Here is a 26,180-nt window from a genome sequence, read left to right on the forward strand (position 1 = left end):
CCTTTACCTTTAACCTTTCAACCAAAAGGATGGAAATTTACAATTACATCAAATCCCTGCATCTCATTTTCGTGGTTACCTGGTTTGCTGGGTTATTCTACATTCCACGCTTGTTTATTTATCATATTGAAGCTTGGCAAAAACCTTCACCCGACAAGGAAATTCTATCGGAACAATTAAAGTTGATGACAAAGCGATTGTGGTATATTATCACTTGGCCTTCGGCCATTTTGTGTACTGTATTCGCCATTTGGTTGTTGGTGTTAATGCCGGGTTGGTTGCAACAATCCTGGATGCATGTTAAGTTGGGATTTGTTGTACTTCTTTTTATTTATCATTTAAAATGCCATCAGATTTTTAAACAACTACAACGGGATGAGGTGAAATACACCTCCCGATTTATGCGAATTTGGAATGAAGTGGCCACATTGATTCTCTTTGCTGTTGTGTTTTTGGTGATTCTAAAAAACGCCTTTAACTGGATCTATGGTGTTGTTGGAATCTTTGTTCTTGCAATGCTATTGATTTTGGGCATTCGATTGTACAAACGTGTTCGTGACAAAAATCCGAATGCGTGAGCCAAATCTCAAAAACCAAGCTCTAAAATCCAATGTGTTGAATTGATTGGTTTTGGAATTTGATATTTTAAATTTGGATTTTTGGGCATTGCCCTTTTTTGGTTCGATAATTGCTAACTTTATTTCCAAATCCATTTAGAGATTGTTTAAAAAACTATCACTTCGCTCGCGCATTTTCATCTCCATGATACTTTTGGTGGTTATTGCCTCCATTTTAATTGCCGGGGTGACCATATACCAATATCGAGAACAAAGCAAGGATTATCACGAAAACAGATTGGAGCGAAAAGAAGAACAGATTCTTCAAAGTATTTCATATGCTTTAAAAGAGACGACTTATCCAGTTACTACTGAAAATCTGGAACTCATTTTTAAGGATGAGATCTATAAGATAGCCGATGTTCAAAATGTCCCCTTCAATATTTATGATCTGGAGGGAGGATTGATTAAGAGCTCAAGACCTGCTTTCGAGGCGGATTCCATTTCCAATTGTTTGGATGCCGAAGTTTTGAATAACCTTAAAATAACCACAAATAAACGCTATGTGGAGAAGAAAACGGCGGCAGGAGACAACTACCAAGCTTCATACTCGTATATCAACGACCTGCAATTTAAACCGATAGGTATTGTGAATCTTCCATATTTTGAAGACAATTCCTTTAGCAATATGGAGCTTCGTGAATTTTTATTCCGGTTGGGAGGTGTTTATTTGTTAATGCTTTTGTCCGCAATAGTACTTGCCTACTTCATTTCAAAATATATAACCCGTTCGTTGCAAACCATTTCCGATAAAATATACCAAACGGACTTAACTAAGCGGAACGAGAAAATTTATATAGAAAATCCCGGGCAAGAAATTGGAAAATTAGTTGATTCTTATAATGGAATGATTGATGAACTGGAAGAAAGTGCTGTAAAATTAGCCCGAAGTGAACGGGAGCAAGCCTGGAGGGAAATGGCCAAACAGGTGGCTCATGAAATCAAAAATCCATTAACACCTTTACGATTGACCGTTCAAAGTTTTGAGCGAAAATTTAACCCTGAAGACCCCAAAGCGGAGAGCAAGGTCAAGGAATTTTCAAAAACCTTGATTCAGCAGATAGATACGATGAGCAACATTGCTTCAGCATTCTCTAATTTTGCCGATATGCCGGCGCAGCAAAAAGAAACCCTCAATGTGGTTAAGATTGTGAAGTTGGCCTTGGAAATTTTTACTGAGGATTATATCCATTTCATTTCAGATGAAAAGGAAATTATTGCAAAACTGGACCGCACACAATTGATAAGGGTAGTGACCAATCTGGTAAAAAATGCAATTCAAGCTGTGCCCGAGGTGGAATCTCCCCGAATTCTGGTAACAGTGGCATCTGAGCAAGATGAGGTAAAAATTTCGGTTGCTGACAACGGTGTTGGAATAGCCGATGATTTTATGGAGAAAGTATTTGAACCCAAGTTTACCACCAAGTCCAGTGGAATGGGTCTCGGTTTAGGGATGGTCAAAAATATCGTTGAAAATTATAAGGGTACCATTGATTTTACTTCGCAAGAGGGCAAAGGGACCGTGTTTACCGTTAAGTTTCCAAAGGAATAATATAGAATTGAACACATGAATTACGAGAATATCTACATCGAAGAAGAAAAGAACATTGCTGCCATTACTATCAATAGACCTAAAAAACTGAACGCACTTAACAAAAGAACCATTTCGGAGTTGCATAACGCATTCAAAGAATTGGATGAGGATGCTGAAACCAAAGTTATTATCATCACCGGAAGTGGAGAGAAGGCGTTTGTTGCTGGGGCCGATATTTCAGAATTTGCGCATTTTTCGGTCGAAGAAGGAAGACAGTTGGCTGCCGATGGTCAACAAACACTCTTTGATTTCGTTGAAAATTTGACAACCCCTGTTATTGCCGCAATAAATGGCTTTGCCCTAGGAGGTGGATTGGAATTAGCAATGTCCAGCCATTTTAGAATTGCCAGTGATAATGCCAAAATGGGTCTTCCCGAGGTTTCTCTTGGTGTAATTCCCGGTTATGGAGGCACACAACGTTTACCTCAGCTTATAGGTAAAGGTCGGGCTATGGAAATGATTATGACGGCGGGGATGATGGATGCCAACAAAGCTTTGGAGTGTGGATTGGTCAATTATGTGGTGCCACAAGCCGAATTATTACCACTTTCTCTTAAAATTGCGAGCAGGATATCGAATAACTCCTCAGTTGCCATAAAATATGCAATAAATGCTGTAAATGCTGGTTTTAAGTATGATGTAAATGGTTATGCTTCAGAAATTGATGCTTTTGGCAATTGCTTCGGTACCGAAGATTTCAAAGAAGGAACTTCAGCCTTCTTAGAAAAGCGAAAAGCGGAATTTCCTGGGTCATAGCTGTTGGTCTAACCAAACCAGACTATGATGAAAAAGCAATTTATTCTACTTTGCTTGATTTTGGCAGGAGGGTTAATATGTGCCCAAGAAAAAATGCCGGTCTCCTACGACTTTGGCGAAAAATACAGTGATAGATACCGTTATTCGAACCTATTGACCATTTCTGATGATGATTCAGGTGGCTATATTCTGGTTCGGGCCTATTTTCAAGGAATTATCCTTAAGCCGAAAGGATATTTAATTGAGCGCTACAATAGTAATTTGGAACTGGTTTCCGAATACAATTACAAACTAAAGGGATTAAATTTCGTTGATGGATTCTTTAAAAATGGTCAGCTGAACCTTTTATTCTTGAATTACAACTATGAACGCGGTCAATACGAATATTGGGTACATAGCAGTCCAATTATTGCTTTCAACTTCAGACAAAAGAAGTTGTTGACCATTGCATCAGAAGAAGTCAGAAATCCAGTTGGCAAAAACTACTACAATCGAAACTTTTCAAGCGGGTTTTCCACAACCATACTTTTCAACGAGGCGAAAACAGGTTTTGTAATCAGTACACACCATAAAAAAGGAAAACAGAACAAGCACATCATCCATTTGTACGATACGGCCTTGAACAAGAAATTTGAGCATGATTTTTCCCATGAAATTGAAGAGAAGAACTACGCTTTTGAAAACCTGGCCATCAGTTCGGATGTACAAACAGCCTACATTGTTGGGAAGGCTTATTTTAAAAAGAAACGTTTTCGTGTTGATGAACGTAAATTTCAATATGAATTGATAAAGGTTTCGCCAAGTGGAAGCCAAACACAATCATTTGTTGACCCAGGTAAGTATCCGGAGGCGCTTTATCCAATAATATTTAAAAACAGACTGGTCTGTGCAGGTTTTTATGCCGATAGAAAGGATAATAGATACAATGGCATAGCCTATTTTAACATGAACCCGGTTTCCTTGGAAATCAATTCCAAAAAGTACAACCCATTTTCGCAGCAATTCATGGAAGACAAGTTCGGACGGGATGAAGAAAAAGTCATTAAAAACTTGGTTTTTAAAGGTGTTGAAGTAACCCCCTCGCAAGACATCTTTTTTAATGCCGAAGAATACTTTGTTACCAACAGTATTCAGGTAACTGGAGCCGGCCAAAGGGTTAAGATAGATCGCTACCATCATAACGATATTGTAAGTGCCAAGCTGGATGCCAACGGAAATTTGGATTGGGCCAGAAACATAAACAAAGCCGAAGTAACACAAGGTGATGGTGCCTATGCTTCGTACAGTTCGTATTGCAAGAATGGGAAAACGTATTTCTTTATATGCACAGCAGCGGAAAACCCACAATTGATAAACAATGAACGGCTAATATTCAAACAAGGCTTGAGTCGAAATAGGAATGTTTTTATGATTTCCTTGGATGAAAATGGGGTTATGGACTACGAAAAAATTATTGACAACCAGGAAGCACGTCTACCATTAATGGTTTCCAAACCACTCAAAATTTCTGAAGACAACAATATGCTTTTTTATGCCAAACGAGGAAGTAAAAAACAATTGGTAAAAGTTTCATTTCTTTAGAAACAAAAGCAACGAATAGATGGTTTCTGTCTCTAAAGATAAATACCATTTTCATGAAGTCACGTCTTCTAACATCCGGCCTGTCCTACATAGTTTTAGCTTTGGTTTTAGGTTGTAGCACAGATGCCTCTACCGTTACCGAGCAAAGAGTTCTAGGGGTTTGGCAAATTTCGGCCATTCATAATTCAAGCCCTTCCGGTCCCACGTTAGGTCCCAATACGGGCGAAATTATTTCCATTACGTTTAGAAATGATGGTAGCTTTAGTGGAACTACATCGGCAAATACCTTTGGAGGGCGTTTTTCTGCAACTTCAGATGCTCTTGTAATAGAGGAATTGGAAACAACTGAGGTTGCCGAAACCGTCTTTGGTCAAGCTTTTTATGAATCCTTTAATGAAAGCCGAAATTCCGGTACCGGGTTTTCAGAGTTTGGATCCGTCTTCACAGGAGAGAACATCCTAAATCTTGAATACCAAGAGTTCAAATTTTTAACACTTCAAAAGTAATAATCTTAACATCTATTATTGGAGTTATTCCATATTTTTGGAATAAATCCAATAAATGAATTCCGAAAACATTCGTAAAGGGAGAGGTGCCCAAAAAAACACCCCCAACCGATTTCTTCAGCACGTTTATGAAATGCGTGACGAGTTTTTGGAGTTCTGCCGATTGGAGGGAGAGGAACCGGAGAACAACAAAACTGAATACATCCCTATTTTTCCAAAAACCATTGTCAATAAGGTCGACAGTCCCGATGTTGGTATGATGTACTCCATGAACCCCTATCAAGGCTGTGAACATGGATGTATTTACTGCTACGCCAGAAATGCACATGAATATTGGGGCTACAGCGCCGGATTGGATTTTGAACGGAAAATCCTGATAAAAAAATCCGCTCCAGAACTATTGGAAAAAAAGATAAAGCACAAAAACTGGAAAGCGCATACGATTGTACTGTCGGGAAACACGGATTGCTATCAACCTGCCGAACAAAAGTTCAAGATTACAAGAAAGTGCCTGGAGGTATTCTTAAAATATAGACATCCGGTTGGTATAATAACAAAAAACGCATTGGTGCTTAGGGATTTGGATATTTTAACTGAGTTAACTACGCATAAACTGGTTGGAGTGAACATTTCCATAACCTCACTTTCAGAAAAGACAAGAAGAAAATTGGAACCCAGAACAGCCTCAATCCAAAAGCGATTGAAAACCATACGTATACTTTCAGAAAATAAAATTCCCGTGAATGCCATGCTGGCTCCGATCATTCCTGGAATAAACAGTCATGAATTGTTGAAATTGGCTGAAGCTGCTGCGGATCATGGAGCGAGTTCATTTGCAATAACTGTGGTTCGTTTAAATGGAGCAATTGGCCAAATTTTTACAGATTGGATAAAGAAGGCCATGCCGGACAGAGCAGAAAAGGTGCTGCATTTAATTCAGGATTGCCATGGGGGTTCAATCAATGACAGTCGTTTCGGATTACGAAATAAAGGGGAAGGGCATGTTGCAAGGCAAATACATGATATGGCCCGATTGGCAAAAAAGAAATACTTCAAAAACCGAAGTTTCCCAAAATTGAACTATGATCTTCATGAGCAATACAAAGATGGGCAAATGAAATTGTTCTAGACATGCCATTTAGAAATGGGCAGAGCGATTGAGAAATCTAGATTTCTTGCATTCGCTCGAAATGACATTGGTTTTTTAAATAAATTTATAGGGATTGTCCAATCCCAACTTTGTTTTTCGTCAATAAAACAGAACAAAGTAAAACCGGTCCACCAATGATGGACATAAAATGAGAAACAATGAGCAATTTTTTGTATTTATTTAGAGGAGGTGATGAAGCCTATGCAAAATTATCACAAGAAGAAAAACAAGCCCATATGCAGGTGTGGGGGGAGTGGATGGGAGGTCTAAAAGAAAAAGGCCAACTTTTGGATGGTCTCCCCTTGGGCGAGGATGGAAAAGTAGTGCGTAATCGAGGAGAACTGGTTACCAATGGCCCATACGCAGAAGGAGCCGAAGTTGTTGGAGGTTATTTAATTGTTTCCGCCAAGGACATTGAAGAAGCCGTGGAACTTTCCAAAGGATGTCCCATTTTTGATTATGATGGAAGTTTTGTTGAAGTAAGGGAAATTCTTTCCATGGATGGACATTAAATAACAATTTGAAGCAACAAAGCCTGATGCAAATCGGGCTTTTCTTTTTTATATGACACAGGCCAAACTCAATAACACCATAGATCACCTTTTTAGGAATGAATATGGGAAAATAGTAGCTGTATTGACCAGCAAGTTTGGCATTTCGCATTTGGAGCAAATCGAAGATGCGGCCCAAGACACTTTTATTAAGGCCATGCAAGTTTGGGGCTATAAATCCATTCCTGAAAATCCTACGGCTTGGTTGTACAGAGTTGCAAACAATGCTCTTATTGATGTGCTTCGTAGAAATAAAAAAATGGATTTGTTGGATAATCGCGAGTTGAAGGAAGAGAGTGAAGATTCATCAATAAAAGAGCCGTCATTAGACGATACCATTTCCGATAGTCAATTAAAAATGATATTTGCCTGTTGCCACCCCTCATTGTCAGAAGAATATCAGATTATATTGAGCCTTAAGCTCATTGGGGGCTTCAGCAATAAGGAATTGGCAGATGCACTGATGAAAAAAGAGGAAACCGTGGCCAAATCGTTTACAAGGGCCAAGAAAAAGTTTCGAGAAGAAGTGCAATTCCTCCAGATTCCGGTCCAAATGGGATTGCAATCCAGGTTGTTCATAGTACTTCGGGTTATTTACTTGCTCTTTTCCGAAGGATATGCCGCTACAACAGGCTCTCAAATGCTCAAAAAGGACATTTGTTATGAAGCGTTGCGATTGGCTTTATTGTTACGGGAGAACAAATATTGTAAGCATGCCAATTTGGAAGCCTTAATTGCATTGATGTGCTTTCATGCCTCGCGGTTCGATGCACGCCTTGATTCAAAAGGTGAACTGGTTACTTTGGAATTTCAGGATCGATCCAAGTACAATGACGAATTGATAAAAATTGGCGTTCGTCATTTAGAAAGCTCGGGAACGGAAGACAAACTACCTTCCATTTATCATCTGGAAGCTGCAAGGTCGTTTTACCATTGTGAAGCCAAATCTTTTCAAAAAACAGACTGGAAAAGCATCCTGTATTTGTACGATTTGCAATTGAAGCAACAATATTCATCCATGCTGGCGTTGAACAGGATAGTGGCCTTTGCCAAAATTCATGGAGCGGAAAAGGCACTAGAAATGTTGAATGCGCTTGGTAGCAATTCCGAAATGAACAAAATGGGATTGTTTTACGCTATTAAAGCGGAGTTGTTGTTAGAACTTGAGCATGCGGACTATAATGCAATCTTAAAAAAAGCAATTGATCTTACGGATAACGAACTAGTAAAAAAACATCTTCAAAAAAAGCTGGTTTAAACTTTGATAAAAGTACCATTTCTATACATATACCATAACAAAAGGTAAAGAACTCCAAACCCGCCAAGAGAAAGAATCATCGGGTAATATGCCCCTACATATTGCTCCAAGCCATATAAAAGAAAACCAGCGACTTCACGGAAATTGATAACATGGGAAAGCACATATGCTGTAATCGCATTCATGCCAATGACTTTTAATGGAAAAGCCCATTTGTTTTTTCCTTTCACATCAATAATCCAATAAAACAGGGCCAATAAAATGTAGCACACTCCTGAGGAGGCCAGCACAAATGTGCTTGACCAAATCTTTTTTACAATAGGATGCCAAATACCCCAAATCAGCCCAAGAGCCAAGGCGGCAATCCCCGCTAAAAGTAGATATAGGGAAACCTTTTTTCGTGGAAGGTTAGACTTGATAAGTTCTCCCGCAAAAACCCCTGATAATGTTGTCGCCGTAAATCCAAATCCACTGAGAAGCCAAGTATATTGAAGACCATCATCAAATTTCCCAAAAATCAAACGATCAAAATACAGTGCAAAATTTTGATCAGGCAAGAGCATACTTCTTCCCACTCCAGGAACATTGGGAACGGTCAAAATCAAGGCATAAATAATAAGGCAAAATGCAAAAACCACATAAAGCCATTTTCTTTTCAAATGGATATACGCTATGCAAGAGAATAAGTATCCTACAGCAATGGCTTGTAATGTATTGCTGAAAATATGAAACTGGTCGGCGTCCCAAGCCAATAAATTGCCCTGTACGATCCAACCTAATATAAATAAGATGATAAACCGTTTAACAAGCTTTCTATAAATTGCACCTTTACCGGCATTTTCTTGCATCCTTTTGGATAAAGAAAAAGGAATGACAGCACCTACAACAAATAAAAACAGGGGCATTATGATGTCATAAAAAGTAGAACCAAACCATTCGGGATGGCTAAACTGTTTTGCTAAAGATGCTGTAAACGAAGTTCCTGCTCCTTCGTTAAGATTGTAAAAAAAATGGTCGGCAAAAATAATCAGAAACATATCGAAACCTCTCAAGGCATCAATTGAAAGAATTCTTTTGTGGTGTGATGCATTTTCACTCATGCTATGGAGGTTTGGTTGGTTTTTATTAAAAACTTTGATCAGTATAAGGTCATTTTATGAGAACCCACCAATCAAAGCAAAGGCCATTATTGGAATGATAAGCAATGGCACAAAAAACAAAAATTTGACCCAAAGCTTGGTAACATTCTTAAAAATGAATGCATTGAGAATGGTAAGCACAACAGCCAAAACGGAAAACCCTGCAGCACCATAGAGTAGGGTTAGCCCTTGAGCCATTCCATTTCCAGCTGCGTCACTTCCTGTAAATTCAGAAAAGGTAAAAATTAATCCCGAAATACAGAACAAAATCAAATAGGACGATACCGAAACTATAATTCTTTTGTTGGCACTCATAATAAAAATCGCATTTAGATTATTAAATAAACTGATAGATGCATTCGAGGTTGAATTCAAATAATAGGTCATTTAAATCTAAGCTTAAGGTTAGCGCCCAATAAAACCAAAATGGTTTAGGTCAGCTCCCAACCCTTGCGATACTCACGGCTTACCCATTCGTTGGCCTTGTCATAGTTGGTGATTTTCATGTTTTCACCATCCCAAAGCAACTTACGTCTTCCTGGATACTCATAAGGGTCCCAATCTCCTACTTTCTTACCCTCTTTCAATACTTTGTATTGATATGCTTTCACGGCCAAATTACCCATCAAGACGGTTTCTGTGAGCGGGCCAGCTTTGGCAAAATTGGAAGAGGTTTCGGCTCCAGTCAAACAGCCATCCACAAAATTCGCAATATGTCCACCCATGCTTCCAGGGACTCTGGCGTATTTAGGTTCGGGGGATTTATAAAGATCCATCATGTCGGATGGAAGCAGACGGGCATTTTGGGAATAAGTATCACAAACCAGAATTCCCTTATCACCATACATTATGGTACCACCATCTCTATTACCAACTATTTCGCCATCCTTTAACTCGTCCGGAAGATCGGGCATAATTCCACCATCATACCAGTTTAATTGTATATCTCCGTGTGTGGGATGTTCAAATTTGAGATGGATTTTTGAAGAAGGTGGACATGAAGGACTGTAATCTGCCTCAACAAAGTCACCTACCCAAACTGTGGTACAACTGGCCTCTGCTTCAGTTGGATAGCCAAGATCTAAAACACTAAAAGGCGTTTCCATAATATGACAACCCATATCACCCAGGGCTCCGGTGCCAAAATCCCACCAACCTCGCCATTTGAATGGCAAATAGGCGTCATTGTAATTGCGATTCGCTGCAGGTCCTAACCAAAGATCCCAATCCAGTCCTTTAGGAACATTTTGTTTTGCTGTTGGTACAGCTACTCCTTGTGGCCATACTGGGCGATTGGTCCAGCATTCTATAGTATGTACATTTCCGATAACACCCGATTCAACCCATTCACGGGCAATTCTACTGTCATCGCTGCTAGCTCCTTGATTTCCCATTTGGGTTACAATCCCATTTTCAGCGGCAACCTTGGTCATTAACCTTGCCTCATGAATGTTATGTGTCAGCGGCTTTTCAACGTATGCATGCTTTTTTTCACGCATAAAGGGAAGCGCAATGGTTGCATGGGTATGATCAGGCGTGGCCACTGCAATGGCGTCAATATCCTTTAAATGTTTCTTGTATACCTTTCGAAAGTCTTTATATCGTTTTGCATCAGGAAAAGCCTCATAAGTTTGCTGCGCCCTACGGTCATCTACATCACAGAAAGCAACAAATTTGACTTTGCCAGTCTCGGCCAAACCTTGGATAACACCTCCACCTCTACCACCGGCTCCAAAAGCGGCCATATAGAGCGTATCACTTGGAGGAACATGATTTTTTCCGAGCACAAAACTGGGAACAATAGTAAAGGCCGCCGAAGTGGTTGCAGCATTTTTCAAAAACTTTCTTCGTTGCATTTGGTTTGTTTTTTTTGATGGGATTGAAGATACAAAAAACAACAATAGACAAAGAGCGTTGTTACGTATTCCACTCTTTATAAAATTGTTCCAGATAATCTAACATGAACTGATGTCTTTGCTCAGCTAATTTCCGGCCAGTTTCAGTGTTCATTTTGTCTTTGAGCAGAAGCAGTTTTTCATAAAAATGATTGATGGTAGGTGCATTGGAATTCTTGTATTCTTCCTTCGACATATTCATTTGGGGATGAATATCAGGATTGTACAATTCCCGATTTTTAAAACCTCCGTAATTGAAAGTCCGTGCTATGCCGATGGCACCTATGGCATCCAATCGGTCAGCATCTTGAACCACTTGAAGTTCTAGGGAATTAAATTTTTCACCGGGCTCCAAACTATTTTTGAAGGACATGTATTTTATGATATTGACTATATGTTTGGTGGTGTCGCTTTCAACATTCTGGTTTTGTAGAAATTGTTGAGCTAACCTCGGACCAACCGACTCATCTCCGTTATGGAATTTTGGGTCCGCAATATCATGTAGTAAAGCGGCCAATTTAATTACCAAAGTATCCACCTCCTCAATTTGTGCTATTTGTTTTGCATTGTTGAATACCCTTTGGGTATGAAACCAATCATGGCCTCCTTCTGCACCTTTCAGTGTTTGTTTTACAAAATTGATGGTCTTTTCTACAATGTTTTCCTCTGCCATAAGCTTAAATAATGTCTTTGGTAACCTGAAGTTCCACCTGTTTGATGATGTCCTCAGGGTTTCCTTCATTAATTATGGGTGGGTGAACCTTAAATTTGATATAGGCTCCCAATCCCATTGGGAACTTTCCGTATCGAAGCATTTTCCAAGAGTTGTTAATGGTAATGGGCACAATAAATGCTGAAGGAGCATGTTTCATAAGCATTTTTAGACCCGAAGGCTTAAAAATTTTGGGTTTACCATCACGACTACGGGTGCCTTCCGGAAAGATAACAGCACTTCGGTTATGTTTTTCAATGTAGCTCCCCAATTTTCCAATTTCGGCGATCGCTTGGGCAGGGTCTTTACGGTTGATCAATGCTGATCCACCATGCCTTAGATTAAATGAAACACTCGGAATACCTTTGCCCAATTCTTTTTTGCTGACAAATTTTGGATGGTGCTTTCGCATATGCCAAATAATGGGAGGAATGTCGTACATGCTCTGATGGTTGGTCACAATAATCAATGGTTTGTTGGTTGGGATATCATGTTCGTTTTCAAATAGGTATCGAACACCTAATATGTTGGTGCATCGCATCAAAAACCAATTCAAAAAACTCACACTTCGTTTATGGGCACCGTAACCAAAAAAATTTAGACAGACCCACTGAATGGGATGAAAAACTACCAAAGTCAACCCAAAACAAATAAAGAAAACGAGTGTTAACGGATATGAAAGTAACTTGAGCATGCTACATTCTTTTATAAAGCCAAGTTGGTAAAATCTTTAGAATTAGGGCAATGATTCGCCATCTTTTTGTGACATAGACCTTATCTTTTTTTCTTTGGAGGGCACTATACATCTGTTTTGCTGCTTTTTTTGGAGGTGCGACCCAAAATTTCCCATCCCCTTTTGCCATAGCCGTATCTACAAACCCCGGGCGAATATCGGTAACTGTTATTTTCAATTTGGATTTGACGGCTTTCTGACGAAGCCCTTCCAAATAATTGATTTGATACGCTTTGGAAGCATTGTATGATGGAGCAATACCACTTCCCCTTAGCCCGCCTATAGAACTAATGGCTGCCAAATGTCCAAAACCTTGTTTTTGGAAAAACCGAAATGCCCATCCTAGAATCTTGGAAAAGGCAAGCACATTAAGATTGTTGGTCATTTGTTCAATGCCATCGTCAAGCGATTCATTAAGGTCCCCAGTTCCGGATGAAAATATAAAAAGATCAAGACCACCAAGATTTTCAACTAGGGTTTCTAGATTTTCAATTACATTTTCTTTGGTACAATCAAAAGCTTTTGGAATAAAGGAGTTGGGATAATCATTTGCCAATTGGTCAAGTAGTTCCTCCCGTCTTCCGGTGACGCCTACCTTGAAGCCGCTGTGTGCTAAGGTAAGGGCAAGCTCTCTTCCGATTCCAGAAGAAGCACCTACTATTATCGCTTTTTGTTCCATAAGGGGCAAAAATAAAAAACCACCCTTAAGGGTGGTCTTTAAATTTTTCTAATGGTTAAATCTAGCAGAATTCGTTATAAGCTTCCATTAGATTTTCCGCAATGATTTCTGCAGGTCTTCCTTCAATATGATGTCTTTCGATCATATGAACCAATTCACCATCTTTGAATAGAGCCATACTTGGCGAGGAGGGAGGGAAGGGCACCATATGGTTCCTTGCCGTATCTACCGCCTCGGTATCAACTCCTGCAAAAACGGTGGCCAAATGGTCTGGTTTTTTGCTGTTTTGCAAGCTTAATTTTGCCGCTGGTCTTGCATTGGCTGCAGCACATCCACAAACAGAATTTACCACAACTAAGGTAGTTCCATCTTGCTTCAATGCATTTTCAACAGCTTCACTTGTATATAGTTCTTCAAACCCTGCTGAGGCCAAATCAGCTCGCATAGGTTTAACCAATTCTTCTGGATACATAATTTAATTTTTAAAAAGCATTCAAAGATACGGCTTTTGTCGCATTTTTTTCATTGGCCTTAACATTCCTAAAAGGTTTGTTTCCTGTGCAAAGTCCTATATTTGGGCTTTAATAATTTTGAGGGATGATTAAATGGGTGGCCGCGTTTTTGGGCTATTATATATTTCGTTTTCCAGGAGCTATTCTTGGGTTTATTCTTGGAAGTCTTTTTGAGAACATGGGAGGCTCCAAAGGAGGAGGTAGAACAATCTTTCAAGATTTTACTCGTCAAACCGTTTCCCCAGCTGATTTTGAACTGAATTTACTCTCACTGTGCTCCATTATTATCAAGGCCGATGGACAAGTAAGCCAGCGCGAATTGGATTATGTTAGGCAATATTTTTTGAGCACTTATGGCAAGGAAAAGTCAAATGCGATTTTCCGAACATTTAATGATGTCATTAAGAAAAGAGAGATTTCAGCTCAAAGAATCTGTTCTTATCTAGTGCAGCGAACCCGTTATGAAGTTCGATTACAACTGCTGCACTTTTTGTTTGGAATTGCCCAAGCCGATGGACACGTGAGCAAGGCTGAGGTAAACAAACTAAAGGAGATAGCAGGGTATTTAAGAGTAGGGCATCATGATTTTGAAAGTATCATGGCGATGTTCATAAAATCTGCTGACAATGCCTACAAGATTTTGGAGATTGAAAAGACCGCTTCGGATGATGATGTTAAAAAGGCATATAGGACCATGGCTAAAAAATATCACCCAGATCGTGTGGTCACAGAAAACGAGGCCATCAAAAAAGGTGCGGAAGAGAAGTTCAAAGAAGTACAGAAAGCCTACGAAACCATTCAAAAAGAACGTGGAATTTCTTAATAGATAATTTATGCAAGAATTTTGGTTTTACATTAAATTGGGATTGGATCATGTGTTGGACTTTGGCGCATATGATCACATATTATTTTTATCGGCCTTGGCCATTCCGTTCACTTTTGTGAATTGGAAAAGAGTGGTAATCTTAGCTACCATCTTCACCGTTGCTCATTGTACTTCACTTGCACTTTCGGCATATGATGTCTTAACAGTTGATGTTGGATTAATAGAATTCCTTATTCCCGTGACCATTCTTTTGACTGCTCTATTCAATTTCGTATACGTCAAAAAAGAAATTAAAAGTGTTGGGATGACCCTTCACATTCTTGCTACCACTTTTTTTGGATTGATCCATGGATTTGGATTCTCCAATTACTTTAAGATGTTAATGGCGGAAGAGGACGATAAAGTTGTTCCGCTTTTGGGATTCGCTACGGGCATCGAGCTTTCCCAAGTAGCCATTATCCTGGCCATTTTGGCAGTTGCATTCGTGGTTCAAGACCTGCTAAAGGTTAAAAAAACGATTTTTATAGCCATTGCATCGATTTTGGTCATTGCGATTACAATACCATTACTCATTGCCACGTTTCCCCAATAGGGCCTTTGTTAAAATTAGCAGAATAAGGTTGTAGGGGACTTACAAAGCGGGTATATTTATTGATTATCGGCTTATTATTTGACACATGAAGGAGCGTAAACAGGAAAAGTATGACAAGGCCTATTTAAGAATGGCCAAAGAATGGGGCAAATTGTCCTATTGTCAACGCAAGCAGGTAGGTGCCATCATTGTTAAAGACCGAATGATTATTTCGGATGGCTATAATGGAACCCCAACAGGCTTCGAGAATATTTGCGAAGATGATGAAGGGTACACCAAATGGTATGTACTGCACGCAGAAGCGAACGCTATATCAAAAGTGGCCTCTTCCACTCAATCTTGTGAAGGAGCAACACTTTATATTACATTGTCCCCATGCAGGGAGTGCAGCAAATTGATTCATCAATCAGGAATAAAACGTGTGGTGTACCAAAAGGCTTATAAAGATGACTCTGGATTACGCTTTTTGGAACGAGCCGGTGTAATCACACATCATCTTCCTATTTTGGAAGAAATGGTATAACCTCACCATTAAGCTATGAAAAAGAAATATCAATATATATTACCTACACTGCTCGGTTTTGCCGTGGCCATAGGAATTTTTATCGGAGGGAAACTTCACTTTGATGACACTCCTGAGAAATTGTTTTCTACCAATTCCAAAAAGGACAAACTCAATAGACTAATCGATTATATCGACTATGAATATGTAGATGATATTGATACGGATAGCATTGTGGATGTCACGGTGAACAATATTTTGGGAAAGTTGGACCCTCATTCCGTATATATCCCCAAAAGTGAGATGGAAGAGGTTACCGAGAACATGAAAGGTGATTTTGTGGGTATTGGGGTAAGCTTTTATATGTATCGAGATACCATTACAGTAATACGAACCATTAAAAATGGGCCAAGTCAAATAAGTGGGATCAAACCAGGCGATCGTATTTTGGTGGCTGATACCGATACATTGTACGGCCGAAGAATTCCTAATAATGCGGTAGTTTCTACTTTAAAAGGAAAAATAGGCACCAAGGTGGATTTGAAGGTATACCGTAAATCCGAAAATAAAATGATGGATATTACGGTTAGGCGTGATCGCATCCCAATCAAAAGTGTTGATGCCTACTATATGTTGACCAACGACATAGGCTATATTAAAATCAATCGATTTGCCGAATCTACCTTTAACGAATTCAAGGACGCTCTTAGAAAGCTAAAGATTCGGGGAGCGGAAAAATTGGTTCTTGATTTAAGGGATAATCCTGGCGGTTATTTGGGGATAGCGGAGAAACTGGCCGATGAATTTCTTGAGGATGACAAACTGATTTTGTACACTAAAAACAAAAAAGGAAGAATAAAAAAGGCCTTTGCTTCCAGTAAGGGAGATTTTGAGGATAAACCAGTTTACGTTTTGATAAATGAAAGGTCTGCATCCGCCAGCGAGATCATTGCTGGAGCTTTACAGGATAATGACGTAGGAACAATAGTTGGCCGTAGGTCCTTCGGTAAAGGTTTGGTGCAACGTGAGATGGATTTGGGAGATGGTTCTGCCGTGCGACTTACGGTGTCCAGATATTATACCCCGACCGGGCGTTCAATACAGCGATCCTATAAGAAGGGGCATCGCGATTATTATCAAAAATTCATCGAACGTTACAGCAGTGGGGAGCTTATTTCAGTAGATAGCATAAAAGTGGCCGATTCGCTAAAGTTTAGGACCCCAAAGGGCAAAATTGTTTATGGAGGCGGTGGTATAATCCCAGACATTTTTGTGCCGATTGGGAGTAATGAAGAAGAGGCGATTGATAGTATGGATGATACATATGAGTTCTTCGCTAGATTTATTTTTGAACACCTTGAAAAGGACCGAACTAGGTTCGCAAACTACACTAAAAATCAATTTTTGGATGAGTATCGCGTAGACGATATTCTTTTTGATGAATTTATCCAGTTCGTGCTCAATCGAAAGATTAAATTGGACTTTTATGCCTTTGAAGATAAAATAAAGGACTACTTAAAGGCCAATATTGCTGAACAATTATTCTCGCCCAACCTTTCGGCCCAGATAAAAGGGAAACATGACGCAATGCTTGTCAAAATCAAGGATTTGGACGCCGCATCAACCTTTGACAAATCTGAAGAAGTGGCACTTAGGCCGGAAGACTAATTGTCTTTGATTTTTTTGTCGATTTTCTTTGAGGTCATAAAAATCAGCAAGAGCACAATGGCACAGAGCGAGGCCAAAATCCCGATGAGAGCAATGGTGCTATCACCCTTAAAAGGAGCTTCAAAATCTACTAAAGTCACATTGTAGGAAATGAGTCCTACGGCAAGAATTATGAGAATTATGATAAGAGTTTTGCTCATGATGATTGCAGTTAATGCATAAACATTTGGTTGACATTGGTGGCGAACAGCTTTACGGCAATTGCCAATAAAATGACCCCAAATACTTTCCTGATTACGTTAAGTCCATTTTTGCCTAAAATACGTTCAATTTTGGCACTTGACTTTAAAACAAGATATACAAAGATAATGTTTACGACAATTGCGATTATGATGTTCTCAACATGATACTCGGCCCGCAATGCCAAAATGGAGGTCAGGGTACCAGCACCGGCAATAATCGGGAAAGCAATAGGCACAACGGATGCGCTTTCTGGCTCATCATGTTTGAATAATGTAACCCCCAATACCATTTCCAATGCCAAGAAAAAAATAACGAAGGCACCGGCAACGGCAAATGAATTCACATCGATGCCGATAAGTCCAAGAATACTTTCTCCTACAAAAAGAAAAGCGGTCATAATACAAGCAGCGACAATGGAAGCCTTTCCAGATTGGATATGCCCCACCTTGGTTCTTAAGGAAATAATAATTGGGATACTACCTAAAATATCGATAACGGCAAAAAGAACCATGCTGGCTGTAACAATCTCTTTTATACTGAAATTCATCCTCTTAAAATTTGTTCCAAATGTACGGGTAAAAAAGTCTTTTGGATTACCAAAATGGGTTTAGAAAACATCAATTTTGTGGTTTGATTATTTTTGTGCAAAAAAATAGGGATTGCCATGTTCCAAATTGGAAAAACCATAGTGTCGGAAGAGATTTTAGAGAACGACTTTGTATGCAACTTAAATGCATGCAAGGGCGCCTGTTGTGTTGATGGCGAGTACGGCGCTCCCTTGGAGGAATCGGAGACCGAAATATTGGTCAACATTTTTAATGATGTCAAACCATACCTTAGAGCCGAGGGCATTAAGGCAATTGAAGAACAAGGCGCCTTTGTGAAAGGTGAAGATGGGGAATGGGAGACACCTTTGATAAACAAGAGTGAATGTGCGTATGTTGTTTTTTCAGAAGGGGGGATAGCCAAATGCGGGCTGGAGGAGGCTTATAACAATGGAGCCACAAAATGGAAGAAACCCATATCCTGTCATCTGTATCCTGTTAGAACGCGAGCGTATTCCGAATTTACAGCGGTCAATTATCATAGATGGGAAATTTGTGACCCTGCCTGTAGTTTGGGCAATGAGCTCAAGGTGCCCATATTTAAGTTTGTTAAGGAAGCCCTGATCAGAAAATTTGGTGAGAACTGGTATAACGAGTTGGAAGAAGTAGCTCGTGAAAATGCTAAATAATAGGGATGTCCAAAACTACCTTGGTGCCTATAGACTCGCCATCATCATTGAACAAGTCCACAATATCCACATCGAAACTATTTTGATAGTCTTTGGAAAAATTGGCCAAGCGTTCTTTTGTAATCCGTATACCCACTGATTTTCTTTTCAAGACCCTATTGGCCTTGTTTGCTTGGGCGGCATCCCTACCAACTCCATTGTCAACAACTTCAATGGATACATGGCTTTCAGCTTTCTTTTTTACCAAAAGATGGATCATCTTTTGCCCTTCCTTGGGAGAAAGCCCATGCCACAGCGAATTCTCTAAGAAAGGTTGAAGTGCCAACGAAGGCACTTTTATGTTATCTACGTTAAGGCTATCATCAACCCTTATTTTGAAGTCGATTTCGTTGGAAAAGCGAATATTCTCAATATTCATATAAAGTTCAACGGTTTCCAATTCTTCCGCCAAGGAAATCTCTTTTAGGGAAGAAGCTTCCAATATTTTACGTACCAACTTTGAAAACTTGTTTAGATAATGAACAGCATTTTTTTGTTCGTTGTTGATGATGTAAAGCTTTATTGAGTTCAGTGAATTGAACAAAAAATGAGGATTCATCTGGCTGCGTAGCATGTTTTGCTCAAGAGTGAGCACTCTTTTTTCATTTTTACTCTGATACTGACGGTACAAGATGTATAAAATGGAAGAAATCAGACCAACTATTAAGGCACTTACCAACAAGGTGGTCTGGTTTTTACGAAGTCTTAGCCTGACAATTTCATTTTCTTTGGCCAGCACCGATATTTGATTGGTTTTTTTGTCGGCTTCGTACCTAACGATAACATCATTCATGTACCTAAAGTTGGTGGCACTGGAGATTTCCTTATCGTACTCATCGGCCTTAACGTAGTAATTATAGGCTTGTTGATAGTTGCCTCTTTCGTGTTCTAGATCGGAAAGTTTTTGATAGGCATATAAAACATTGCTGGGCAGATTATGGCTTTGGGCCATTTCAAGACCATCTTGGATGAACTTTTGGGCTTTAGTGTAGTTGCCCAACTTGGTATGGGCCCATCCTGTATTTATGTAGACCATGGCGGTGATAAAAAAATCACCTATGGCTTTCGATTGCTCGTAAAGTGGTTCTAACAATACCAAAGCTGCATAAGGCATATCTTGTTTAAGATAGATTTGGGCCAAACTATTTTTACAGATGACCCTACCGTAATCCGAATTGATTTCTTCGTTGTACGCCAGGGATTTGCGATAATTCTCCAGGGCACCTTCCAAATCACCTTTGTACTCCATGCAATCCCCAATATTTTGATGGTTGATGGCCAAACCTAATTTGTTTCCCAGTTCTTCTTCAAGCGTTAATGCTCTTTTAAATTGTATGATTGCCAGATCGTACTGCTCCAAAGTTTGGTAGAGATTGCCAATGCAGTTCAAGGAGACATTGATACTCCGTTTGATGTGTGTGGAGGGATTTTCCACTTGTTCCGCCAGCTCTAATGCTTTCTGGTTATAATCCAGCGCGGTTTTAATGGCATCAGTTCTTCGATATACCACTCCTAGCATGTTTAGTGCCCTAACCCTAAGGCCGGTGTTATTAGCCTCCTCGGCGAGGGTCAAGGCCTCTTGATGAAGGTCCGCAGCTTGTTTGAATTTGGAGATATTTCGATATCGTGCTCCAATTTGGTCCAAGGCGTATGAAGCACCTTCCAGATAATTCTCACTTTTACTGAGATTGGCAAAGTATCGGAGTAATGTTGTATCTCCCTTTTCATCCTTAAGTTCAGTATCTAAGGAGAGATATGTTTTGGGCTGCATTCGTATGATTCGCTCAGCCTTTTTCTTAAACGATTCCGGGATTTCTTGTGCTTGGGTTAAACCTGAAGTGATTAAGAAGCAAAAGGACAACCATGCAATTCTTAGTGCCGGGGGGAGTTTTTTGTTTGGTATCAATCTAAATTTGAACACAGCTATCCTACGAAGTTACAGCATATCCAAAAAATCGGATTTCTTTTGCCGGGAAACGGGTATTTTATGGTTGGATTCCAAAACCACATATCCGTCTGTTTTGAGAAATTCTTTTATTTTGTTGAGATTGATGATGTATGAATTGTGTATTCTGAAAAAACTATTATCGGGCAACAATGTGTTTACTTCCTTTAGTTTTTTTGTCAATAGAATTTTATGGCCATCGCTTAAATATATGGTGCTATAGTTGCCATCCGATTCGGCATAAAGAATATCATCACTGTTCAAGAACACCAATTTACCGTCGGTGTTGATGGTTATTTTTTTACTATGGGAATCTGCATTGAAGTTCAACAAGATTTTTTCCAACTTATCAACCGTAAGGTTTTTGGTGTTGTACTTCTTTATTTTGGCAATGGTGACTTGAAGGTCATCAGTGTCTATTGGTTTTAGCAAATAATCAATGGCCTCGTTTTTTAAAGCCTGGAGCGCGTATTGATTGTATGCAGTGGTAATGACAACAGGGAAATCCTTGTTTTTAAGATTTTTGATAAACTGGAAACCGTCCATTGCCGGCATTTCAATATCAAGAAATAGGCAATCCGGAGTATTACGCTCTAGGTAATCCAATGCTTCATGTGCATCAGTAAAAGAGGCAACAATATCCACTTCATCACTCAAATTGGTCAATTCCCAACTCAAACTTTGCAGTGCTTTAACCTCGTCATCTACTATAACTGCTTCTAACATCCTCTGTTTTAAATCAAACCCAAATTTATAATTATTATAATAAGGTATTTAAAATTATGTGTTGATGGACATTTTCTGCGTATAACTGGTAAAAAACAATCAAGATTTGGATTCTTGTACATAAATTCTTAAAAAACACCGCTATTTTACCCCTAAATATGGTCAAAATAAAAAAAGGAAAAACCATTTATACACAAAAAGCGGCAATTCATACATGGCGCAACGGAACCACTGGTTTTGTTTTATACTTTGGACTCGTCAAAACAAAAGACAACCTAAAAAGTACTCAAATGAGAAAATGTGTTGTGTTATTTATGATTTTGATATTCGCTCTGATTTGCGCAGCAGTGCTGGAAAGTAAGGATATGGAGATGCAATCAGACTGGAGTGAAATGGCGGTGAATCCATGACCATTTCAATTTAAAGACGTTCATAAACATTACCAATCAAATTGTACGGCCGGAGCAACCAACCTCTTGTTTTAGAAACTGCTTGCAAAATATGTGACCCGGTCTAGCCAGGATTTGAAGTTTGATTTTAGGTTTCGGGGGAACTACCTAGAATTGAATCATTCTCCATCGGCGGGATTTGGACAGGCCGTACTGTTTGGTAATGAAGATCGGAATAGCTTTTAGTGTAATTCCCGTAAATAGATCAGGACCAAGGAATATAGTTTTTTATACTCCTTGGTCTTTTTTGTTGCAGTTATTTTTCAAAAAAAAGTTTTCATTTCCTCTAAATTTTACCAGCCCAAGTAACATGGGTTGCCAAGCTAGATTTCAACATGTTGTGTTAAAAACTTTGAGACCGTTTTCATAAAACTGCCTTTCCAAAGTGGTTTCAATTTTGAATCTTTGTTAGCCCTATCCTCAGGGAATTTTTCTTCCGAACTATAAATTTTTAACGAGAAACTATGTCAGCAGCTAACGAGCCCATTTTACAAGAAAATAAAGACCGATTTGTAATTTTCCCTATCAAACACCATGATCTTTGGGATTGGTATAAAAAATGTGAGGCTTGTTTCTGGACAGCGGAGGAAATTGATCTGCACCAAGATTTAACGGATTGGAACAATAAGCTCAATGACGATGAGCGCTATTTCATAAAGCATATTTTGGCCTTTTTTGCTGCTTCTGACGGCATTGTAAATGAGAATTTGGCAGAAAACTTTGTTAATGAAGTACAGTACTCCGAAGCTAAGTTTTTCTATGGATTTCAGATTATGATGGAGAACATTCACTCCGAAACATACTCCTTGCTCATTGACACATATGTAAAAGATGAAAAAGAGAAAAACGTGCTTTTTCAGGCCATAGAAAACTTTCCTGCGATTAAAAAGAAAGCAGATTGGGCTCTTAAATGGATTGATTCTCCAAGTTTTGCAGAGCGATTGATAGCTTTTGCAGCAGTGGAAGGAATTTTCTTTTCTGGGGCATTCTGTTCCATTTTCTGGTTAAAGAAAAGAGGATTGATGCCTGGATTGACCTTCTCCAATGAATTAATTTCAAGAGATGAAGGCATGCATTGCGATTATGCGGTGCATTTACATAACAACCACTTGGTAAATAAGGTGCCAAAAGAACGCATCAAGGATATTATTGTGGATGCATTGAACATTGAAAGAGAATTTATTACAGAGTCTCTTCCTGTGAGCCTAATAGGGATGAATGCCAAATTAATGACCCAGTACCTGGAGTTTGTGACCGATAGATTATTGGTCGAGTTGGAATGCGAAAAAGTGTACAACTCCACAAATCCATTTGACTTTATGGATATGATTTCACTTCAGGGGAAGACCAATTTCTTTGAAAAAAGAGTGTCGGAATATCAAAAAGCAGGTGTTTTAAATAAAGAAAAAGACACAGATTCACAAAAAATCAGCTTTGACGCGGATTTTTAAGTAACCAACCTTATTGAAGGCCCTCTTACCCCGGAGGTCTTCGTGACCTTAACCTTGAGCATTGGTTTATCCAATGATAAATGCAAATGGTATAACCAACAAACGTATCATTTAAAATATTCGTAGCGCATGTATGTATTAAAAAGAGATGGAAGAAAAGAGCCGATGATGTTCGACAAGATCACGGCCAGAGTCAGAAAACTTTGTTATGGGCTTAATGGCCTGGTAGATCCTGTAAAGGTTGCCATGAGGGTGATTGAAGGATTGTACGATGGAGTAACAACCTCAGAATTGGACAATCTGGCGGCTGAAATAGCGGCTACCATGACCACTACCCACCCCGATTATGCAAAGTTGGCAGCTCGCATTTCTGTTTCCAACTTACACAAGAACACCAAAAAATCCTTCTCCGAAACCATGAAGGATTTATACGAGTACGTAAATCCAAGAACCGGAAAAAAAGCACCTTTACTTTCAGACGAAGTATATAAGGTGGTAGAAGAAAATGCCGAAAAGTTGGATTCCACTATTATTTATAACCGAGATTTTGGCTACGATTATTTCGGTTTTAAAACATTGGAACGCTCTTACCTTCTTAAGCTGAACGGGAATATTGCAGAACGCCCACAGCATATGTTAATGCGTGTTGCGGTTGGAATTCATTTGAACGACTTGGATGCGGCCATCGAAACTTATGAGTTGATGTCCAAAAAGTATTTCACCCATGCAACACCTACACTGTTCAATTCGGGTACACCAAAGCCGCAAATGTCTTCCTGTTTTCTTTTAGCAATGAAAGATGATAGTATCGATGGAATTTATGACACCTTAAAGCAGACCGCTAAAATTTCCCAGTCTGCGGGAGGAATTGGTTTGTCAATTCACAATGTTAGAGCTACAGGATCATACATTGCTGGCACCAATGGAACATCAAATGGGATTGTTCCAATGCTTCGCGTCTTTAATGATACAGCCCGATATGTGGACCAAGGAGGAGGAAAAAGAAAAGGAAGTTTTGCCATCTACGTGGAGCCATGGCATGCCGATATCTACGATTTCCTCGATTTGAAAAAGAATCATGGAAAAGAAGAGATGCGAGCGCGTGACCTTTTCTATGCCATGTGGATACCAGATTTGTTTATGAAAAGAGTTGAGGCGGATGCTGAATGGACTTTGATGTGTCCGAATGAATGCCCTAACCTTTTCAATACCCATAGCGAGGAATTTGAGGCACTCTATACCAAATACGAAAAAGAAGGGAAAGGCCGCAAAAAAGTTAGAGCTAGGGATCTCTGGGAGAAAATATTGGAATCGCAGATTGAAACCGGAACCCCGTATATGCTGTATAAGGATGCGGCGAACAGAAAGAGCAACCAAAAGAATTTGGGGACCATTCGTTCTTCGAACCTTTGCACAGAAATTTTAGAGTACACTTCACCTGATGAGGTTGCTGTATGTAATTTGGCTTCCATTGCCCTGCCCATGTTCGTTAAAAATGGAAAATTTGACCATAAAGAACTATTTCGGGTAACCAAAAGGGTAACCAAAAACCTAAACCGTGTAATAGATCGTAATTACTATCCTGTCAAAGAAGCAGAAAATTCCAATATGAGACATAGACCTATCGGTCTAGGAGTTCAAGGATTGGCTGATACCTTTATCATGCTTCGATTGCCGTTTACCAGTGATGAGGCGAAAGAACTGAACCAAGAAATTTTTGAGACCCTTTATTTTGCCGCGGTAACAGCTTCTATGGAAGCATCCAAGGAGGAAGGAACGTATTCAACTTACAAAGGTTCGCCCATTTCCGAAGGAAAGTTCCAACACAACCTTTGGGGAATCAAAGATGAAGAATTGTCCGGCAGATGGGATTGGGGTAAATTAAGAAAAGATGTCAAAAAGCATGGAGTGCGTAACTCACTTTTAGTAGCGCCTATGCCTACGGCATCCACCTCACAGATTCTCGGAAACAATGAATGCTTTGAGCCCTATACATCCAACATCTATACAAGAAGGGTGCTTTCAGGTGAATTTATCGTAGTGAACAAACATCTGTTGGAAGACTTGGTAAAATTGAATCTTTGGAACGAAGGATTGAAACAGGAATTGATGAGGGCCAATGGATCAATTCAACATATTGATGTCATCCCAGACGATATTAAAGAGCTTTATAAAACGGTTTGGGAATTGAGCATGAAAGATATCATCGACATGAGCAGACAAAGAGGTTATTTTATTGATCAAAGCCAATCTTTGAACTTATTCATGGAAAATGCGAATTACTCCAAGTTGACCTCTATGCATTTTTATGCATGGAAAAGTGGACTTAAAACAGGAATGTACTATCTAAGAACCAAAGCTGCTGTAGATGCCATTAAGTTCACTTTGGACAATACCAAGAAAAAAGAAATTCCGGTAAGTGTAGCTGCAGAAGCTGAGGTTTTGGCAGCGAGCACTAAAGCTGCAGAAGGGATTAAAGTGGAGACCACTCCGGTTGAACAGCAAGAGGTGGATATACAGCCAATGACAGCGGAAGAAATGAAAGAAATGATCGCACGGGCCAAAGAAGGCCAGGCAGATGACGATTGCCTAATGTGCGGTTCATAACCGTAGCTGAACATGTGAACATGTTTCAGTATGTGATAGTGTTTATTATTTGACAAAGCACCTTGGGAAAGCTCACCCCACATTGAGCGGCACCAAGGTGTTTTTTTATTGAAAATACTATGTCTGTCATTCCGGCAAAGGCAGAAATCCATTAACACTCAAATTCCTAATTGGGTGCAAAAAAGGAAGTTTTGTTCAAAGAAAATCCCTATTGC

The 26,180-nt window shown here is 39.4% G+C and carries 27 protein-coding genes; 16 read left to right on the plus strand and 11 right to left on the minus strand.

The features are described 5' to 3' along the window. The first annotated feature begins 29 nt into the window (after positions 1 to 29). The 8 genes from ACULLG_RS03955 to ACULLG_RS03990 all read left to right on the plus strand — a co-directional run bounded on the left by ACULLG_RS03955 (position 30) and on the right by ACULLG_RS03990 (position 8,013). Positions 30 to 578, plus strand: coding sequence for a CopD family protein (locus tag ACULLG_RS03955; protein WP_452125465.1), 549 nt, complete (start codon positions 30 to 32; stop codon positions 576 to 578). A gap of 184 nt (positions 579 to 762) precedes the next feature. Next, the gene (locus tag ACULLG_RS03960) at positions 763 to 2,169 is read left to right on the plus strand and encodes an ATP-binding protein (protein WP_452126528.1); all 1,407 of its coding nucleotides are present in this window, start codon (positions 763 to 765) and stop codon (positions 2,167 to 2,169) included. 15 nt (positions 2,170 to 2,184) lie between these two features. Beyond that, a complete protein-coding gene (locus ACULLG_RS03965) occupies positions 2,185 to 2,967 on the plus strand; it encodes an enoyl-CoA hydratase/isomerase family protein (RefSeq protein WP_452125466.1) in 783 nt (260 codons plus the stop codon). 24 nt (positions 2,968 to 2,991) lie between these two features. Further along, complete coding sequence (locus ACULLG_RS03970; RefSeq protein WP_452125467.1) at positions 2,992 to 4,548, plus strand: hypothetical protein; 1,557 nt, start codon at positions 2,992 to 2,994, stop codon at positions 4,546 to 4,548. Between the two features lie 53 nt (positions 4,549 to 4,601). Further along, positions 4,602 to 5,054 carry an META domain-containing protein gene (locus ACULLG_RS03975; RefSeq protein WP_452125468.1) on the plus strand — a complete coding sequence of 151 codons (453 nt, stop codon included), beginning with the start codon at positions 4,602 to 4,604 and terminating at the stop codon, positions 5,052 to 5,054. A 55-nt stretch (positions 5,055 to 5,109) separates the two neighbouring features. Continuing rightward, entirely contained in the window at positions 5,110 to 6,183 is a 1,074-nt protein-coding gene (locus ACULLG_RS03980) for a PA0069 family radical SAM protein (protein ID WP_452125469.1), read from the plus strand. Positions 6,184 to 6,362: 179 nt separating this feature from the next. After that, on the plus strand, positions 6,363 to 6,716 hold the full coding sequence (locus tag ACULLG_RS03985; protein WP_452125470.1) for a YciI family protein: 354 nt from the start codon (positions 6,363 to 6,365) through the stop codon (positions 6,714 to 6,716). Between the two features lie 52 nt (positions 6,717 to 6,768). After that, entirely contained in the window at positions 6,769 to 8,013 is a 1,245-nt protein-coding gene (locus ACULLG_RS03990; RefSeq protein ID WP_452125471.1) for an RNA polymerase sigma factor, read from the plus strand. Here ACULLG_RS03990 and ACULLG_RS03995 read toward each other — a convergent pair. The 7 genes from ACULLG_RS03995 to ACULLG_RS04025 all read right to left on the minus strand — a co-directional run bounded on the left by ACULLG_RS03995 (position 8,010) and on the right by ACULLG_RS04025 (position 13,643). After that, the gene (locus ACULLG_RS03995) at positions 8,010 to 9,113 is read right to left on the minus strand and encodes an acyltransferase family protein (protein WP_452125472.1); all 1,104 of its coding nucleotides are present in this window, start codon (positions 9,111 to 9,113) and stop codon (positions 8,010 to 8,012) included. The two genes, ACULLG_RS03990 and ACULLG_RS03995, sit on opposite strands and share 4 nt — an antisense overlap. Before the next feature lie 54 nt (positions 9,114 to 9,167). Beyond that, positions 9,168 to 9,467 (minus strand): hypothetical protein, encoded by a 300-nt coding sequence (locus tag ACULLG_RS04000; protein ID WP_452125473.1) that lies wholly within the window; start codon positions 9,465 to 9,467, stop codon positions 9,168 to 9,170. A gap of 116 nt (positions 9,468 to 9,583) precedes the next feature. Continuing rightward, positions 9,584 to 11,008 (minus strand): Gfo/Idh/MocA family protein, encoded by a 1,425-nt coding sequence (locus ACULLG_RS04005; protein ID WP_452125474.1) that lies wholly within the window; start codon positions 11,006 to 11,008, stop codon positions 9,584 to 9,586. Positions 11,009 to 11,069: 61 nt separating this feature from the next. Then, positions 11,070 to 11,720, minus strand: coding sequence for an HD domain-containing protein (locus tag ACULLG_RS04010; protein WP_452125475.1), 651 nt, complete (start codon positions 11,718 to 11,720; stop codon positions 11,070 to 11,072). A gap of 4 nt (positions 11,721 to 11,724) precedes the next feature. Continuing rightward, positions 11,725 to 12,453, minus strand: coding sequence for a lysophospholipid acyltransferase family protein (locus ACULLG_RS04015; protein WP_452125476.1), 729 nt, complete (start codon positions 12,451 to 12,453; stop codon positions 11,725 to 11,727). A gap of 1 nt (position 12,454) precedes the next feature. Beyond that, on the minus strand, positions 12,455 to 13,171 hold the full coding sequence (locus ACULLG_RS04020) for an SDR family NAD(P)-dependent oxidoreductase (RefSeq protein ID WP_452125477.1): 717 nt from the start codon (positions 13,169 to 13,171) through the stop codon (positions 12,455 to 12,457). Between the two features lie 61 nt (positions 13,172 to 13,232). Next, positions 13,233 to 13,643 (minus strand): BrxA/BrxB family bacilliredoxin, encoded by a 411-nt coding sequence (locus ACULLG_RS04025; RefSeq protein WP_452125478.1) that lies wholly within the window; start codon positions 13,641 to 13,643, stop codon positions 13,233 to 13,235. Between the two features lie 125 nt (positions 13,644 to 13,768). Between ACULLG_RS04025 and ACULLG_RS04030 the strand changes: the two genes are divergently transcribed. The 4 genes from ACULLG_RS04030 to ACULLG_RS04045 all read left to right on the plus strand — a co-directional run bounded on the left by ACULLG_RS04030 (position 13,769) and on the right by ACULLG_RS04045 (position 17,271). Continuing rightward, a complete protein-coding gene (locus tag ACULLG_RS04030; protein ID WP_452125479.1) occupies positions 13,769 to 14,506 on the plus strand; it encodes a TerB family tellurite resistance protein in 738 nt (245 codons plus the stop codon). Between the two features lie 10 nt (positions 14,507 to 14,516). Beyond that, positions 14,517 to 15,101, plus strand: a complete 585-nt coding sequence (locus ACULLG_RS04035) for a HupE/UreJ family protein (RefSeq protein ID WP_452125480.1) — start codon at positions 14,517 to 14,519, stop codon at positions 15,099 to 15,101. Positions 15,102 to 15,186: 85 nt separating this feature from the next. After that, positions 15,187 to 15,624, plus strand: coding sequence for a deoxycytidylate deaminase (locus ACULLG_RS04040; protein WP_452125481.1), 438 nt, complete (start codon positions 15,187 to 15,189; stop codon positions 15,622 to 15,624). Between the two features lie 15 nt (positions 15,625 to 15,639). Further along, the gene (locus ACULLG_RS04045) at positions 15,640 to 17,271 is read left to right on the plus strand and encodes a S41 family peptidase (protein WP_452125482.1); all 1,632 of its coding nucleotides are present in this window, start codon (positions 15,640 to 15,642) and stop codon (positions 17,269 to 17,271) included. Here ACULLG_RS04045 and ACULLG_RS04050 read toward each other — a convergent pair. After that, on the minus strand, positions 17,268 to 17,471 hold the full coding sequence (locus ACULLG_RS04050) for a hypothetical protein (protein WP_452125483.1): 204 nt from the start codon (positions 17,469 to 17,471) through the stop codon (positions 17,268 to 17,270). The two genes, ACULLG_RS04045 and ACULLG_RS04050, sit on opposite strands and share 4 nt — an antisense overlap. 11 nt (positions 17,472 to 17,482) lie before the next feature. Next, the gene (locus tag ACULLG_RS04055) at positions 17,483 to 18,061 is read right to left on the minus strand and encodes a MarC family protein (RefSeq protein ID WP_452125484.1); all 579 of its coding nucleotides are present in this window, start codon (positions 18,059 to 18,061) and stop codon (positions 17,483 to 17,485) included. A gap of 117 nt (positions 18,062 to 18,178) precedes the next feature. Between ACULLG_RS04055 and ACULLG_RS04060 the strand changes: the two genes are divergently transcribed. Then, on the plus strand, positions 18,179 to 18,748 hold the full coding sequence (locus ACULLG_RS04060; RefSeq protein ID WP_452125485.1) for a DUF3109 family protein: 570 nt from the start codon (positions 18,179 to 18,181) through the stop codon (positions 18,746 to 18,748). Here ACULLG_RS04060 and ACULLG_RS04065 read toward each other — a convergent pair. After that, positions 18,741 to 20,558: a tetratricopeptide repeat protein gene (locus tag ACULLG_RS04065; protein ID WP_452125486.1), complete on the minus strand. Its 1,818-nt coding sequence runs from the start codon at positions 20,556 to 20,558 to the stop codon at positions 18,741 to 18,743. The genes ACULLG_RS04060 and ACULLG_RS04065 overlap by 8 nt on opposite strands. A gap of 165 nt (positions 20,559 to 20,723) precedes the next feature. Then, complete coding sequence (locus ACULLG_RS04070; protein ID WP_452125487.1) at positions 20,724 to 21,458, minus strand: LytR/AlgR family response regulator transcription factor; 735 nt, start codon at positions 21,456 to 21,458, stop codon at positions 20,724 to 20,726. Between the two features lie 158 nt (positions 21,459 to 21,616). Here ACULLG_RS04070 and ACULLG_RS04075 point away from each other — a divergent pair, with 158 nt between their 5' ends. The 3 genes from ACULLG_RS04075 (at position 21,617) to ACULLG_RS04085 (ending at position 25,965) form a co-directional block, all read left to right on the plus strand. Continuing rightward, positions 21,617 to 21,868 carry a hypothetical protein gene (locus ACULLG_RS04075; protein ID WP_452125488.1) on the plus strand — a complete coding sequence of 84 codons (252 nt, stop codon included), beginning with the start codon at positions 21,617 to 21,619 and terminating at the stop codon, positions 21,866 to 21,868. Positions 21,869 to 22,371: 503 nt separating this feature from the next. Next, the gene (locus ACULLG_RS04080) at positions 22,372 to 23,358 is read left to right on the plus strand and encodes a ribonucleotide-diphosphate reductase subunit beta (protein ID WP_452125489.1); all 987 of its coding nucleotides are present in this window, start codon (positions 22,372 to 22,374) and stop codon (positions 23,356 to 23,358) included. A 129-nt stretch (positions 23,359 to 23,487) separates the two neighbouring features. After that, positions 23,488 to 25,965 (plus strand): ribonucleoside-diphosphate reductase subunit alpha, encoded by a 2,478-nt coding sequence (locus ACULLG_RS04085; protein WP_452125490.1) that lies wholly within the window; start codon positions 23,488 to 23,490, stop codon positions 25,963 to 25,965. The last annotated feature ends 215 nt before the right edge of the window (positions 25,966 to 26,180 follow it).

The organism is Flagellimonas sp. 2504JD1-5 (assembly GCF_053618295.1).

What these genes read in the sequence shown, in the direction of transcription:
- ACULLG_RS04065 (WP_452125486.1), bottom strand. Translation starts at nt 20,558, where the DNA reads ATGCAGCCCAAAACATATCTCTCCTTAGATACTGAACTTAAGGATGAA.
- ACULLG_RS04060 (WP_452125485.1), top strand. Translation starts at nt 18,179, where the DNA reads ATGTTCCAAATTGGAAAAACCATAGTGTCGGAAGAGATTTTAGAGAAC.
- ACULLG_RS04020 (WP_452125477.1), bottom strand. Translation starts at nt 13,171, where the DNA reads ATGGAACAAAAAGCGATAATAGTAGGTGCTTCTTCTGGAATCGGAAGA.
- ACULLG_RS03980 (WP_452125469.1), top strand. Translation starts at nt 5,110, where the DNA reads ATGAATTCCGAAAACATTCGTAAAGGGAGAGGTGCCCAAAAAAACACC.
- ACULLG_RS03965 (WP_452125466.1), top strand. Translation starts at nt 2,185, where the DNA reads ATGAATTACGAGAATATCTACATCGAAGAAGAAAAGAACATTGCTGCC.
- ACULLG_RS03985 (WP_452125470.1), top strand. Translation starts at nt 6,363, where the DNA reads ATGAGCAATTTTTTGTATTTATTTAGAGGAGGTGATGAAGCCTATGCA.
- ACULLG_RS04085 (WP_452125490.1), top strand. Translation starts at nt 23,488, where the DNA reads ATGTATGTATTAAAAAGAGATGGAAGAAAAGAGCCGATGATGTTCGAC.
- ACULLG_RS04045 (WP_452125482.1), top strand. Translation starts at nt 15,640, where the DNA reads ATGAAAAAGAAATATCAATATATATTACCTACACTGCTCGGTTTTGCC.
- ACULLG_RS04030 (WP_452125479.1), top strand. Translation starts at nt 13,769, where the DNA reads ATGATTAAATGGGTGGCCGCGTTTTTGGGCTATTATATATTTCGTTTT.
- ACULLG_RS04010 (WP_452125475.1), bottom strand. Translation starts at nt 11,720, where the DNA reads ATGGCAGAGGAAAACATTGTAGAAAAGACCATCAATTTTGTAAAACAA.
- ACULLG_RS04075 (WP_452125488.1), top strand. Translation starts at nt 21,617, where the DNA reads ATGGTCAAAATAAAAAAAGGAAAAACCATTTATACACAAAAAGCGGCA.
- ACULLG_RS04070 (WP_452125487.1), bottom strand. Translation starts at nt 21,458, where the DNA reads ATGTTAGAAGCAGTTATAGTAGATGACGAGGTTAAAGCACTGCAAAGT.
- ACULLG_RS04000 (WP_452125473.1), bottom strand. Translation starts at nt 9,467, where the DNA reads ATGAGTGCCAACAAAAGAATTATAGTTTCGGTATCGTCCTATTTGATT.
- ACULLG_RS03975 (WP_452125468.1), top strand. Translation starts at nt 4,602, where the DNA reads ATGAAGTCACGTCTTCTAACATCCGGCCTGTCCTACATAGTTTTAGCT.
- ACULLG_RS04080 (WP_452125489.1), top strand. Translation starts at nt 22,372, where the DNA reads ATGTCAGCAGCTAACGAGCCCATTTTACAAGAAAATAAAGACCGATTT.
- ACULLG_RS04025 (WP_452125478.1), bottom strand. Translation starts at nt 13,643, where the DNA reads ATGTATCCAGAAGAATTGGTTAAACCTATGCGAGCTGATTTGGCCTCA.
- ACULLG_RS03995 (WP_452125472.1), bottom strand. Translation starts at nt 9,113, where the DNA reads ATGAGTGAAAATGCATCACACCACAAAAGAATTCTTTCAATTGATGCC.
- ACULLG_RS04035 (WP_452125480.1), top strand. Translation starts at nt 14,517, where the DNA reads ATGCAAGAATTTTGGTTTTACATTAAATTGGGATTGGATCATGTGTTG.
- ACULLG_RS04005 (WP_452125474.1), bottom strand. Translation starts at nt 11,008, where the DNA reads ATGCAACGAAGAAAGTTTTTGAAAAATGCTGCAACCACTTCGGCGGCC.
- ACULLG_RS04015 (WP_452125476.1), bottom strand. Translation starts at nt 12,453, where the DNA reads ATGCTCAAGTTACTTTCATATCCGTTAACACTCGTTTTCTTTATTTGT.
- ACULLG_RS03970 (WP_452125467.1), top strand. Translation starts at nt 2,992, where the DNA reads ATGATGAAAAAGCAATTTATTCTACTTTGCTTGATTTTGGCAGGAGGG.
- ACULLG_RS04055 (WP_452125484.1), bottom strand. Translation starts at nt 18,061, where the DNA reads ATGAATTTCAGTATAAAAGAGATTGTTACAGCCAGCATGGTTCTTTTT.
- ACULLG_RS04040 (WP_452125481.1), top strand. Translation starts at nt 15,187, where the DNA reads ATGAAGGAGCGTAAACAGGAAAAGTATGACAAGGCCTATTTAAGAATG.
- ACULLG_RS03990 (WP_452125471.1), top strand. Translation starts at nt 6,769, where the DNA reads ATGACACAGGCCAAACTCAATAACACCATAGATCACCTTTTTAGGAAT.
- ACULLG_RS03960 (WP_452126528.1), top strand. Translation starts at nt 763, where the DNA reads ATGATACTTTTGGTGGTTATTGCCTCCATTTTAATTGCCGGGGTGACC.
- ACULLG_RS04050 (WP_452125483.1), bottom strand. Translation starts at nt 17,471, where the DNA reads ATGAGCAAAACTCTTATCATAATTCTCATAATTCTTGCCGTAGGACTC.
- ACULLG_RS03955 (WP_452125465.1), top strand. Translation starts at nt 30, where the DNA reads ATGGAAATTTACAATTACATCAAATCCCTGCATCTCATTTTCGTGGTT.